13 protein-coding genes are annotated in these 11556 nt (G+C 70.4%); 9 read left to right on the forward strand and 4 right to left on the reverse strand.

Translation table 11 applies throughout. The features are described 5' to 3' along the window. On the forward strand, positions 1 to 113 hold a 113-nt coding region (locus tag AU195_RS26495; RefSeq protein WP_502687359.1), incomplete at its 5' end, for a hypothetical protein. A 95-nt stretch (positions 114 to 208) separates the two neighbouring features. On the opposite strand, the gene AU195_RS18130 is transcribed toward AU195_RS26495, so the two are convergent. Further along, positions 209 to 1798 (reverse strand): protein kinase family protein, encoded by a 1590-nt coding sequence (locus AU195_RS18130; protein ID WP_216636395.1) that lies wholly within the window; start codon positions 1796 to 1798, stop codon positions 209 to 211. A gap of 120 nt (positions 1799 to 1918) precedes the next feature. Between AU195_RS18130 and AU195_RS25295 the strand changes: the two genes are divergently transcribed. Continuing rightward, positions 1919 to 2368 (forward strand): hypothetical protein, encoded by a 450-nt coding sequence (locus tag AU195_RS25295; RefSeq protein ID WP_172800628.1) that lies wholly within the window; start codon positions 1919 to 1921, stop codon positions 2366 to 2368. A 53-nt stretch (positions 2369 to 2421) separates the two neighbouring features. Here AU195_RS25295 and AU195_RS18135 read toward each other — a convergent pair whose 3' ends face one another. After that, positions 2422 to 3012 (reverse strand): TetR/AcrR family transcriptional regulator, encoded by a 591-nt coding sequence (locus AU195_RS18135; protein ID WP_059160484.1) that lies wholly within the window; start codon positions 3010 to 3012, stop codon positions 2422 to 2424. Between the two features lie 58 nt (positions 3013 to 3070). On the opposite strand from AU195_RS18135, the gene AU195_RS18140 reads away from it, so the two are divergent. From AU195_RS18140 to AU195_RS18170, 7 genes are read left to right on the forward strand one after another with little or no spacing between them, the layout of a single operon-like run. Next, entirely contained in the window at positions 3071 to 4078 is a 1008-nt protein-coding gene (locus AU195_RS18140; protein ID WP_059160451.1) for an NAD-dependent epimerase/dehydratase family protein, read from the forward strand. Beyond that, complete coding sequence (locus tag AU195_RS18145; RefSeq protein WP_059160452.1) at positions 4078 to 6297, forward strand: acyl-CoA dehydrogenase family protein; 2220 nt, start codon at positions 4078 to 4080, stop codon at positions 6295 to 6297. Before AU195_RS18140 ends, AU195_RS18145 begins: the two co-directional genes overlap by 1 nt. A 20-nt stretch (positions 6298 to 6317) precedes the next feature. After that, on the forward strand, positions 6318 to 7526 hold the full coding sequence (locus AU195_RS18150) for a thiolase family protein (RefSeq protein ID WP_059160453.1): 1209 nt from the start codon (positions 6318 to 6320) through the stop codon (positions 7524 to 7526). 4 nt (positions 7527 to 7530) lie between these two features. After that, positions 7531 to 7941 (forward strand): Zn-ribbon domain-containing OB-fold protein, encoded by a 411-nt coding sequence (locus AU195_RS18155; protein WP_059160454.1) that lies wholly within the window; start codon positions 7531 to 7533, stop codon positions 7939 to 7941. Beyond that, positions 7938 to 8990 carry a zinc-binding dehydrogenase gene (locus AU195_RS18160; protein ID WP_216636396.1) on the forward strand — a complete coding sequence of 351 codons (1053 nt, stop codon included), beginning with the start codon at positions 7938 to 7940 and terminating at the stop codon, positions 8988 to 8990. The genes AU195_RS18155 and AU195_RS18160 overlap by 4 nt, the downstream gene beginning before the upstream one ends. Beyond that, entirely contained in the window at positions 8987 to 9403 is a 417-nt protein-coding gene (locus tag AU195_RS18165; RefSeq protein ID WP_059160456.1) for a nuclear transport factor 2 family protein, read from the forward strand. Before AU195_RS18160 ends, AU195_RS18165 begins: the two co-directional genes overlap by 4 nt. After that, a complete protein-coding gene (locus AU195_RS18170; RefSeq protein ID WP_059160457.1) occupies positions 9400 to 10209 on the forward strand; it encodes an SDR family NAD(P)-dependent oxidoreductase in 810 nt (269 codons plus the stop codon). The genes AU195_RS18165 and AU195_RS18170 overlap by 4 nt, the downstream gene beginning before the upstream one ends. A 1-nt stretch (position 10210) precedes the next feature. On the opposite strand, the gene modA is transcribed toward AU195_RS18170, so the two are convergent. Then, on the reverse strand, positions 10211 to 10915 hold the full coding sequence (gene modA / locus AU195_RS18175) for a molybdate ABC transporter substrate-binding protein (RefSeq protein WP_059160485.1): 705 nt from the start codon (positions 10913 to 10915) through the stop codon (positions 10211 to 10213). 32 nt (positions 10916 to 10947) lie between these two features. Further along, positions 10948 to 11352 (reverse strand): TOBE domain-containing protein, encoded by a 405-nt coding sequence (locus tag AU195_RS18180; RefSeq protein WP_059160458.1) that lies wholly within the window; start codon positions 11350 to 11352, stop codon positions 10948 to 10950. Positions 11353 to 11556 lie beyond the last annotated feature (204 nt).

An 11556-nucleotide genomic window follows, 5' to 3' on the forward strand; every position in this document is an offset into this window, starting at 1 on the left:
CGCCGAATCAGCCCCCGCCCACGGTCGCCCCCTACCAGGGACCCAGCGGTGAGCGCGCCGACTGGTGGTGGTACCCGCCATACCAACCCCCACCACCAACAACCAATAACTAGATCGGCCCGGTGGCACCGGTCACGCGAGGGCCTGATCTGCGCTCAAACTGGCTGGCGCATCGACCATGCAGGCGTGTCGTTGACACGGCGGATGTCTACGCCGGTGGGGCCGGCGGTAGCAGCGTGATCTCCGAGATGGCGCCCTGACTGCTTCCGTCGGTCTGACCCAGGGTGCTCACCCAGACGAGCACATGCTTGACAGGTTCACGGTCGCGCACCGCAATCGTGTTGCGCCCGGGCTGCGTTGGCGTGGGTGCGCTGATCTCCCGGGTGTCGCCGAGCCCGGACGGCGTCTGGCTGGCCGCCGACCGAACCTGGACGACCGTACCGGTGCTACCCAGGTCGACGGTGACCGATCCGAGCGTCGTCGGCGCCGGCAACTCCAGCATCAACCCCAGCCCCTCCTTGAACTTCGGGAACGGGTCAGCGTCGTAGTAGCGGTCGGTCGACCAGGCCGTCCCCGCGTCACCGTCGATCACCCGTCCCGCATCGTCGGGATTGTCCGGCCTGCCGTCGGTCGAGAACACCTCGGCCTTGACCGGCTTGACCGGCGCATCGGCGGCGGCGGCCTTCGTCGTCTCTTCGGGTCTCTCTGGTGCGGCCGACGTCGGATTGTCCTGTAGCCCCAGCTGTTCGGCGTCCATGGCGGCGGTCTCTTCGGGTGCCTGCAGCATCTCGTTGACGTTCGAGCCCAGCATCACCACCCCCACCGTGACGACGGCGCCGGCAGCCCCGATGGTTGCACGCAGAACGCCCTTGCGCGCCTGCTGCTTCTGTTCGTCGGGGCCGAAGTTGCGGAACGGCGCATAGACGCCGGGCGGCGGTGGTTCTAGCGGCGGCAGGACGCGGATGTCGGCGTCGTCGTCGCGGCCGTCACGCGCCGCCTGTCGCAGCAACGTCGACAGCGTCGCGGCGCTGGCGATACCGGGTTCGGGGCGAACTAGACCGGCGGCCGTCGTCGACACCAGGAACGGCGTACCCGGCCGCAGCTGCGCCAGCTCCACCGGCTGGCCCGTCGAATCATGCTGCAGCGCAGCGAATTCAGTGGGACCATCATCGCCGGGCCAGCACTTCGCGAGCAGCGCGTAGAGGCAGCCCCCGATACCGCGCAGGTCGCTCTGCGGGGTGCCGTCGGTGAGGGTCGCGGGAAACGCCAGCACGGCGTGGCCCTCGGAACTGATGCGGATCCGCGCCGGATGGTCGAGGCTGAGGTGCATCCCGGCGCGGTGGGCTGCTTCGGCGGCCATGGCGAGCGGCTCGAGGACCGCCGCGGCGGCAACCGGCGCCGGGTCGGTGTCCGCCACTTCCCGCAGACTGCCGCCTGCCACCCAGTCGGCCACGACCACACCGAACTGCCCGGTGTGGAAGACGTCGAGGATCGTGGCGATCCCGGGGGTGTCGACACCGCGCAGTCGAACGGTGAGCGACAGGATCTCGTTGACCCACTCGACGGGCAGCGTCGAACGGGGGTCCACCAGCGTCAAGGCCACCGCACGACCGGCGGCCTGATCGACGGCCCGCCAGAACTCGAGCATGCCGGACATGCCGTGACACACGAGGAGCCGGTAGCGCCCGACGACCGAAGTGCCGGGCACCTGCGTGGTCGCGAAGTCGGCGGGGCGTCCGATCGCGGGGATCGGTTGCGTCGGCCAGTCCGTCAATCTCGTGCACCCCATCAGTTCCACGCCGCCTCCACCTATCGGGGCACGTAACCGCAGCGGGCGAGGACTAAACGGTGGCTCGCGGACGAATCCGTCACGAACGGGGATGGTTTGAAGATCAAAAACCACGGCAATGGCTTAGACATGCGAAACAACAAGCGAAACACAGTGAGTAAGGTCGCCGCCCCGGCGTTGTTCGCAGGCGTTGCCGCGAGTGCCATCGCGCTGGCCCCCGGCGCATTCGGGAGCACCGGGAACTTCGTCGCGGAGCCGCCGCCGTGTGTGGCCGCCGACGGCACGGCATGCGCCGCGATCCCGGGTGGCCCTGGCGGTGTCGCGAGCCCCGAGGGTGCTGCGGGCGCGATCCCCGGTGGACCGGCGGGTGAGGCCGGTCCTGACGGTGCTGCGGGCGCGATCCCGGGTGGACCTGCGGGTGAGGCCGGTCCTGATGGCGCCAGCGGCTCCATTCCCGGCGGACCCAGCGGGACCGCAGGCCCCGGTGGCGTGACCGCGGCGATCCCCGGTGGCCCCAGCGGTTCGGCCGGCCCCGGTGGAGTCGAAGGCTGCATCCCCGGTGTGGGCTGCATCGGATAACTCGTAGCTGACAACCAAGAAGGGGCCGGGTCGGGCGACGACCCGGCCCCTTGTCAGCTCACCAGGTTCTCGACGATCAATCGAGCGGTCCGCTGCGCGCGGGCCCGCGTATACGAACAGCCCTCCCGCTGAATCGCATACACCACCCCGCCCACGATTGCCTCGGCCGCGGACTCCGCGGTGGGCCCCTCCACCCCGGCCGCCAGCAACCGGTCGCGTACCGAGGCGTGCAGCGGGTCGCCGAAACCCGCGCGGAGCCGTGCCGCCGTGTCCTCGTGCTCCATCGACGCGACGGTGAGGATCCGCAACATCGCGTTGCCACGCGGGCTGGTCAGCGTCGCAGCCAGCTTCCCGATCCACGTGACCACGTCGGCCACCAGGTCACCGCTGTGCCGTACCGGCAGCAGGATCTCGTGGGCATCCTCGAGCAGCACGTCGGCGACCAGGGCGGGCCGACTCGGCCACCAGCGGTAGATCGTCTGCTTGCCCACCCCGGCCCGCGCTGCCACGGCCTCGATGCTGAGCCCGTCGAAACCCCGCTCCAGCAGCAGTTCGCGCGTCGCGGCGATGATCGCGACGCGGGACTTCTCGCTGCGCCGCCGCGGCGCAGCGGTCAGCCGGTCGGGCGTTGCGGGCGGGGACATCGCCCCGTAGTCTGCCACAGACGAGACGAACCGTCTCGTCTCGAAGGGTGGGAGACCCGTGGGAAAGAAGCTCGTCATCGGCGCCAGCGGCTTCCTGGGCTCTCACGTCACGCGCCGTTTGGTGGAGCGTGGCGACGACGTGCGCGTGCTGCTCCGCCACACCAGCGCCACCCGCGGAATCGACGGGCTTCCCGTCGAACGGCACTACGGCGACATCTTCGACGACGACGCGGTGCGCGCCGCAGTTGCGGGCTGTGACGTCGTCTACTACTGCGTGGTCGACGCCCGTGCCTGGCTGTCCGATCCGGCCCCCCTGTGGCGCACCAATGTCGAAGGGCTGCAACGGGTGCTGGACGTCGTCGCCGACGCCGACCTCTATCGGTTCGTGTTCACCAGTTCCATCGCCACGATCGGCCGCACGGACACCGGCCTCGCGACCGAGGAGATCCCACACAACTGGCTCGACCGCGCGGGCGCATACGTCCGGACCCGCGTTGCCGCCGAGAACCTCGTGCTGCGGTACCACCGCGAACGGGCGCTGCCCGCCGTGGCGATGTGCGTGTCCAACACCTACGGCGCCGGCGACTGGCTGCCGACGCCCCACGGCGGGTTGGTCGCCGCAGCGGTGCGCGGGAGGCTGCCGTTCTACATCGACGGCGCGCAGGCCGAGGTGGTCGGTGTGCGCGATGCCGCGGAGGCGCTGATCCTCGCGGGCGAATGCGGACGGCCGGGGGAGCGCTACATCGTCTCCGAGAGCTTCATGACCGCCCGCGAGATATACCAGACCGCCTGCGCCGCAGTCGGAGTGACGCCGCCTGGCCGCGGGGTTCCGATCCGGGCGCTGGCCGCGGCGGCCGTGCCCAGCGCGTGGCTCGCCCGCCTGCGTCGCCGCGACACCCGGCTGACGCCGCTGACCATCCGACTCATGCACATCATGTCGCCGATGGATCACTCGAAGGCCGAACGCGAACTCGGCTGGCATCCGGCGCCCACGTCGGAGGCACTGGCCGAGGCCGCGGAGTTCTTCGTCGGCATCCGTCGCCAACCCGCCGAGGACCGCCGCTGATGCCGATCGCCCTGACCCCCGAACAGCGGGCGCTGTCCGACGCCGTCCGCGAGTTCGCGGCGCGCCACGCACCGGTCGAGAAGACGCGGCAGGCTTTCGACGACCTGGCCGCCGGCGCCATCCCGAACTGGTGGGATGACCTGGTGGCGAACGGATTTCACGCGGTGCACCTGCCGGGGCGCCTCGGAGGCCAGGGCGGCGCCCTCGTCGACACCGCCTGTGTGATCGACGCGGCGACACAGGCCCTGCTGCCCGGCCCGCTGCTCTCGACGGTCACCGCCGGCGCCGTCGGTCTGCTCGCCGAGGAGTCCGCGGCATCCGAGTCGCTGTTGCGTGATATCGCGGGCGGAGCGACCGCCGCCGTCGTCCTGTCCGACACCGAAGCCCTGCAGGCCGTCGCGACACCGGACGGGTGGCGGGTCACCGGCGTCTCGCCGGTGGTTCTCGGGCTGGGCGCAGCGCGGCTGATCCTAACCGCCGCGCACACCGGGGACGGAGATCTGCTGTGGTTCGTCGCCGCCACCGAGGACGTGGCGACCGAACACGAGCGGGGGACCGACCTCACCACCGACGCGGCACGCGTCCGGTTCGACGGGTATCACGTGGCGGCCGGCGATCGGCTCACCGGGATCGACGCCGAGCGGGCCCGGTGCGTCGTCGCGGCGCTGACGGCCTGCGCGGCGGCGGGCGCCATCCGGTGGTGCGTCGACGCCGTCACCGAACATCTGCGCACCCGCGAACAGTTCGGGAAACCGATCGGCGCCTTCCAGGCGCTGCAGCACCGCGCCGCGGACCTGCTGATCAGCAGTGAACTGGCCACCGCCGCCGCATGGGACGCGGTGAGGTCGGCGGGCGAATCCGCCGAACAGCAGGCGATCGCCGCCGCGACCGCGGTGCTGATGGCCGCCTCGCCCGCACCCGAACTCGTCCTCGACACCCTGACGATGTTCGGGGCCATCGGCTTCACCTGGGAGCACGACCTGCACCTCTACTGGCGGCGGGCGACGGCGCTGGCCGCCTCCCTCGGCCCGGCCACGCGGTGGAGCCGCCGGCTCGGCGAGCTCACCCGCACCACCGCCAGGGACGTCACCGTGCGCCTGGGCGACGCCGACCCCGAGTTCCGGGCGCGCGTCCGCGACGCCCTCGACCGCGCGAAGACCCTGCCCAACGACGGACCGCGCCCACAGGGGGAGTACGACCAGTTCGCGTCGGGCCCGCAGCGCACCGCCATCGCGGAGGCCGGGCTGGTGGCCCCGCATTACCCGGCGCCGTGGGGACTCGACGCCACACCGCTGCAGCAGCTGATCATCGACGAGGAGTTCGCGGCCCGGCCGGAACTCGTGCGGCCGTCGCTCGGCATCGCCGAATGGATCGTCCCGTCGTTGATCAGCGCCGCGAATGCGGAAGTCCGCGAACGCCTTGTCCCGCCGACCCTGCGCGGCGAGCTGGCCTGGTGCCAGCTGTTCAGTGAGCCGTCGGCCGGATCCGACCTCGCGTCGCTGACCACCCGCGCGGTCAAGGTCGACGGCGGCTGGAAGATCAACGGCCACAAGATCTGGACGTCGTCGGCGCACCATGCGCACTTCGGCGCACTGCTCGCGCGCACCGACCCCGACGCCCGAAAGCACCGCGGCATCGGCTACTTCATCGTCGACATGAGTGCCGAAGGCGTGGAGGTGCAGCCGATCCGGCAGGCCACGGGCGATGCGCACTTCAACGAGGTGTTCCTCGCCGACGTCTTCGTACCCGACGAGATGTTGCTCGGTGAGCCCACCGGGGGGTGGAGCCTGGCGATCGCCACGATGGCCCAGGAGCGGGTGGCCATCGGCAACTACGTCCACAACGATCGCGCCGTGGCGCTGCGCGCGATGGCCCGCGCACCCGGACCGGACCAGGATGCGGCGCTGCGCGCCCTCGGCTCGATCGACGCGTACGCCGGATCCATCAAGGCACTCGGTGTGCGCGAAACGCTGCGGCTGCTCGACGGTCAGCACGCCGGTCCGGCGTCGAGCATCGCGAAGGTGGCCACCGCGGCGATGTTGCGCCGCACCTTCGAAGCCACCCTCCAGCTGACCGGTGAGACCGCGCTCCTGGAGGACACCGAACCCCCGGTGGTGCAGCCGTACCTGCACCTGCCCGCCGAACTCGTCGGCGGCGGCACCCGGGAGATCCAGCTCAACATCATCGCGCAGATGGTGATGGGCCTGCCGCGCGCTTGACGCCAACAAGGAGATGACACATGGGTTTACGTGGTGACGCGGCCATCGTCGGTTACGTCGAGCTGCCCCCGGAACGGCTGAACAAGGCCGGCCCCGCACCGTTCCTCCTCGAGCAGTGGGCCGAACTCGGCGCGGCGGCACTCGAGGACGCGGGGCTGCCCGCCGAATCGGTGAACGGCATCGTCACCTCACACATCGGCGAGTCCGAGATCTTCGTCCCGTCCACGGTGGCCGAGTACCTCGGAGTGGACGCGAACTTCGCCGAGATCCTCGACCTCGGCGGCGCCAGCGCCGCCGGGATGGTCTGGCGGGCGGCCGCGGCCATCGAGCTGGGGTTGTGCGACGTGGTGCTGTGCGCGCTGCCCGCCCGGTATCTGACCCCGACGTCGGAGAAGAAGCCGGCACCGCTGGTTGACGCGATGTTCTTCGGCTCGTCGAGCAACCGGTTCGGTTCTCCGCAGGCCGAATTCGAGATCCCCTACGGCAACCTCGGGCAGAACGGTCCTTACGGTCAGGTCGCCCAGCGTTACGCCGCGGTCTACGGCTACGACGAGCGGGCGATGGCCAAGATCGTCGTCGACCAGCGGGTCAACGCCAACCACACCGAAGGCGCGGTGTGGAAGGACAAGCCGCTCAGCATCGAAGACGTCCTCGCCAGCCCGGTCATCGCCGACCCGCTGCACATGCTGGAGATCGTGATGCCGTGCGTCGGCGGCGCCGCGGTCGTGGTGGCCGGCGCCGACATGGCCAGGCGCGCCCGGCGCCGCCCGGTGTGGATCAAGGGCTTCGGCGAACATGTGCCGTTCAAGACACCCACCTACGCCAAAGACCTCCTGCAGACACCGATCACGAAGGCGGCCGACACCGCCTTCGCGATGACGGGCCTGAACCGCGCCGACATGGACATGGTGTCGATCTACGACTGCTACACCATCACCGTGTTGCTGAGCCTCGAAGACGCCGGGTTCTGCGAGAAGGGCAAGGGAATGGCGTTCGTCAGCGATCACGACCTCACCTTCCGCGGCGACTTCCCGCTCAACACCGCAGGCGGGCAACTCGGATTCGGCCAGGCCGGCCTCGCCGGCGGTATGCACCACGTCTGCGACGCCACCCGGCAGATCATGGGCCGGGCCGGTGCCGCGCAGATCAACGACTGCAACCGGGCGTTCGTCTCGGGCAACGGCGGCATCCTGTCCGAGCAGACCACCCTGATCCTGGAAGGGGACTGACCCGATGACCACCTTCGAACGGCCGATGCCGGTCAAGACGCCGACGACGGCGCCCTTCTGGGATGCGTTGGCCGAACACACGATCCGCATCCAGTACTCGCCGTCGTCGGAGGCGTACGTGTTCTATCCGCGGGTGCGGGCGCCCCGGACGCTGGCCGACGACCTCGAGTGGCGGGAGATCTCCGGTCTGGGCACGCTGTACTCGTACACCGTCGCCCGCAGACCGGTGGGGCCGCACTTCACCGATGCCGTGCCGTTGCTGACCGCGATCGTGGAATGGGATGAGGGACCGCGATTCTCGACCGAGCTGGTCAACGTCGCCCCCGAGGACATCCGGGTCGGGATGCGGGTGCGCCCGGTGTTCTGCGACTATCCCGAACACGACGTCACGATGCTGCGATACGAGCCGGCATGAGGGCCGTGGTGTTGAGGAACGGTGAACTGACCGTGCGGGAGACGGCCGATCCGGTCCCCGGTCCGGCGGAACTCCTCCTCAAGACGCTCAGCACCGCGATCTGCGCGTCCGACGTGCACTTCATGGACCATCCCGACCTCGGCCGTCACGACCCCACCGGACGGTCGCTCTACGACGAGAACCGTGACATCGTGCTCGGCCACGAATTCGTCGGCGAGGTCATCGGACACGGCCCGGGGTGCTCGGACGCCTTCCCGCTCGGCACGCGCGTCACCTCCATACCCATCCGGCTGGTCAACGGCGGCGCGGACGGCGCCCGCATCATCGGCCAGCACCCCGACGCCCAGGGCAGCTTCGCCGAACGAGTGGTGGTGGCCGAGGCGATCGCCAGGGCGGTGCCGGGTGAGGTGTCCGACGATGCCGTCGCCCTGACCGACGCCTTCGCGGTCGGCGAGTTCTACGTCCGCGCCGCCCGGATCGAACCCGGCGAGATCCCGATCGTGATCGGCGCCGGCGCGATCGGCCTGTCGGCGGTGGCGGCGCTCACCGTCCGCGGCGTGTCACCGGTCATCGTCTCGGACTACCGCGCCGACCGGCGGGCACTGGCCCGCGACGCCTTCGGCGCACACATCCTCGTCGACCCGGCGGAACGGTCCCCGTTCGACGTGTGGCGGGAGGTGCGCGCCGAACGCAACCTGTGGGGCCCGGCGGTGGTCGTCGAATGCGTGGGCGCATCCGGTCTGATCCAACGGCTCGTCGAATCGGCGGACATGGGCACCCGGATCTACTGCGCCGGCGGCTGGTACACCGGCGACACCCTCGACATCACCACCGCCACCCGACAGGGCGTCACCATCCAGTTCGGGGGCGGGCCCATGCCGCAGGACTGGTACGGCACGCTCGACGCGATCGCGTCCGGACGGCTGGACCCCTTGCCCAGCGTCGGTCGGGTGATCACCCTGGAGGGGGTGCCGGACGCGCTGGACTCGGCCCGCAGATCCGACGGACCGCCCCGGATCGTCGTGCATCCGAACGGAGACAACGCATGAGCGCCTATGAAGACCGCGCTGACATCACCGATGTCCTGGTCCGCTACGCCAGCGGCATCGACCGCCGCGACTGGCCGCTGTTCCGGACCGTGTTCACCGACGACTGCGCACTCGACTACGGCGACATCGGCACCTTCGACGGGGTGGACGCGATCACCGAGTTCATGGACCAGGCCCACGCCATGGCCGGCCACACCCTGCACCGCCTGACCAATGTCGCCGTCGACGTCGACGGAGACGGCGCGCACGCCCGCACCTACGTCGACGCGCTGATCTTCGCGGCGGACAACGCGTCCGGCGTCAACGCCGTCGGCTTCTACGACGACGACCTGGTGCGCACCCCGGCCGGGTGGCGGATCGCGCGGCGTACGTTCACCACCGTCCGCGTGAGCACCGTGGGAGGCCAGTCGTGACGTTCTCGGAGGAATACGGTCCATGGGCGGTGGTGGCCGGCGCGTCCGACGGTGTGGGCGCCGCCTTCGCCGAGCGGATCGCGCAGAACGGCGTCAACGTGGTGCTGCTGGCCCGCAGGCAGGCCGTACTCGACGAGGTGGCAGCGGGCATCCGCGACCGCACGGGCGTCGAGACCCGCACGCTGGCGATCGACCTCAGCGGCCCTGGGGCCACCGCCGCCGTCGCCGAGGCCACCGCCGATCTCGAGGTCGGCTTCCTGGTCTACTGCGCGGGCGCCGACCCGGTCTTCGAACCGTTCCTCGACCAGCCCGTCGAGGCCGCCGAGGCGATGGTGCAACGCAACTGTGTGGCACCGATGCGGCTGTGCCACCACTTCGCGCCCGCGATGGCCGGCCGTGGACGCGGCGGCATCGTCGTCTTCGGGTCGGGTGCGGGGCTGGCCGGCGGACCGAACATGGTGGCCTACGCCGCCACCAAGGCCTTCGACATGGTGTTCGCCGAAGCCCTGTGGGCGGAACTGCACGACAAGGGCGTCGACGTCCTCGGCCTGATCCTGGGCAAGACCGACACGCCCGCACTGCGGGCGCTGGAACACAGCCGCGGACGGATCGCCTCGACGGAGGAGACGCCGGACGGCGCCATCCCGGTCGCAGACGTGGTGGCCGAAGCGTTCGACAACCTCACCAACGGGCCGACCTGGATCGTCGGCGAAGATCTGCGCGCCGCCACCCAGATGATGGGTTCGCTCACCCGCAGCGAGGCGGTGCGGTTGATGGTCGAGGCAGCCAGGACCGCGATGGGTTAGGTCAGGGCGTCGTGAAACCGTTGCCCCGCAATACTTCCCGCCCGGTCGGCCCGGTGACGGCCTCCAGGAATCGCCGGGCGCCCTCGGAGTTGCGCGACTCCTTCAGCACCGCGATCGGGTAGGTGTTCACCGCCTGTGCGGCCTCGGGAAAGTCGACGGCGGTCACCCGGTCCCCAGCACCGCGGGCATCGGTCACGTACACCAGCCCGGCATCGGCCTGACCGCTGGTCACCTTGTTGAGGACGTCGGTCACCGACGACTCCTCACTGACCGGCTGCACGTCCACACCGGCCGCCCGCTCGACGGCGGTGGCGGCGGCCCCGCACGGCACCTGCGGGGCGCACAGCACGGCGCTGACACCGGGTGCGGTGAGGTCACGCAGCGAGCGGAAGCCCTTCGGATTGCCCGGTGCGACGGCGATGGTCAGGGAGTTGGCCGCGAACGCGACCGGCGCGCCGTCGAGGAGCCCCGCCTCGGCCGCCCGGTCCATGGTGCGGGTGTCGGCCGAGGCGAAGACGTCGGCGTAGGCGCCCTGGGTGAGCTGGGTGACCAGATCCGACGACCCGGCGAAGGAGAACTCGACGCTCATCCCCGGATGGTCCCGCTGGAACCGTTGCGCGATCTCGGTGAACGACGCCCGTAGCGACGCCGCGGCGAAGACCGTAAGTGTCGACGAATCCTGTTGTGCCCCACACCCGGTGAGCATGACGGCCAGCAGGACGGCCAGCACGGGACGCGTCACGGCTGCACCGGTGACTCGACGATGACCGTGGTGGCCTTGACGACGGCCACCGCGACGCTGCCGGGTTCGAGCCCCAGCTCACGCACCGCGTCGGTGCTCATCAGCGACACCACCGTGAAGGGTCCGCACTGCATCTCCACCTGCGACATGACGGTGTCGCTGACCACGTCGGTGACCAGACCCGCGAACCGGTTGCGGGCCGAGCTGGGCGTCCCGAGCGGATCCTTCGGGGCCACGGCGGCGTTGGTGCGGGCGAACGCGGCGAGTTCGGCGCCGTCGACGACCTTGCGTCCGGATGCGTCGACCGAGGAGGCCAGGCTGCCGTCGTCGATCCACCGCCGGACGGTGTCGTCGCTGACGCCCAGCAGGTCGGCGGCCTGGCGTACCCGGATGGTCGGCATGTGCGCATCCTACGGGCCGCACATGCGGTTAGTGTCGGGTTCTGCATCCGTACATGCGGAACCATGGGCCGATCGGCGGAGTCCACCGCGTCGTCTTCGACCGTATCGGTGGATAATTTGCTGTCCTTGGTGGTGGAATCGGACGCAATGCACACAAGCGGGGGTGGCGTCGTGGCAAGAGGTCCGTTGGTGTGCGCGGGCACC

It is taken from the genome of Mycobacterium sp. IS-1496 (genome assembly GCF_001499995.1).
Classification (GTDB): domain Bacteria; phylum Actinomycetota; class Actinomycetes; order Mycobacteriales; family Mycobacteriaceae; genus Mycobacterium.

What these genes read in the sequence shown, in the direction of transcription:
- AU195_RS25295 (WP_172800628.1), top strand. Translation starts at nt 1,919, where the DNA reads ATGCGAAACAACAAGCGAAACACAGTGAGTAAGGTCGCCGCCCCGGCG.
- AU195_RS18135 (WP_059160484.1), bottom strand. Translation starts at nt 3,012, where the DNA reads ATGTCCCCGCCCGCAACGCCCGACCGGCTGACCGCTGCGCCGCGGCGG.
- AU195_RS18145 (WP_059160452.1), top strand. Translation starts at nt 4,078, where the DNA reads ATGCCGATCGCCCTGACCCCCGAACAGCGGGCGCTGTCCGACGCCGTC.
- AU195_RS18150 (WP_059160453.1), top strand. Translation starts at nt 6,318, where the DNA reads ATGGGTTTACGTGGTGACGCGGCCATCGTCGGTTACGTCGAGCTGCCC.
- AU195_RS18155 (WP_059160454.1), top strand. Translation starts at nt 7,531, where the DNA reads ATGACCACCTTCGAACGGCCGATGCCGGTCAAGACGCCGACGACGGCG.
- AU195_RS18160 (WP_216636396.1), top strand. Translation starts at nt 7,938, where the DNA reads ATGAGGGCCGTGGTGTTGAGGAACGGTGAACTGACCGTGCGGGAGACG.
- AU195_RS18165 (WP_059160456.1), top strand. Translation starts at nt 8,987, where the DNA reads ATGAGCGCCTATGAAGACCGCGCTGACATCACCGATGTCCTGGTCCGC.
- modA (WP_059160485.1), bottom strand. Translation starts at nt 10,915, where the DNA reads ATGCTCACCGGGTGTGGGGCACAACAGGATTCGTCGACACTTACGGTC.
- AU195_RS18180 (WP_059160458.1), bottom strand. Translation starts at nt 11,352, where the DNA reads ATGCCGACCATCCGGGTACGCCAGGCCGCCGACCTGCTGGGCGTCAGC.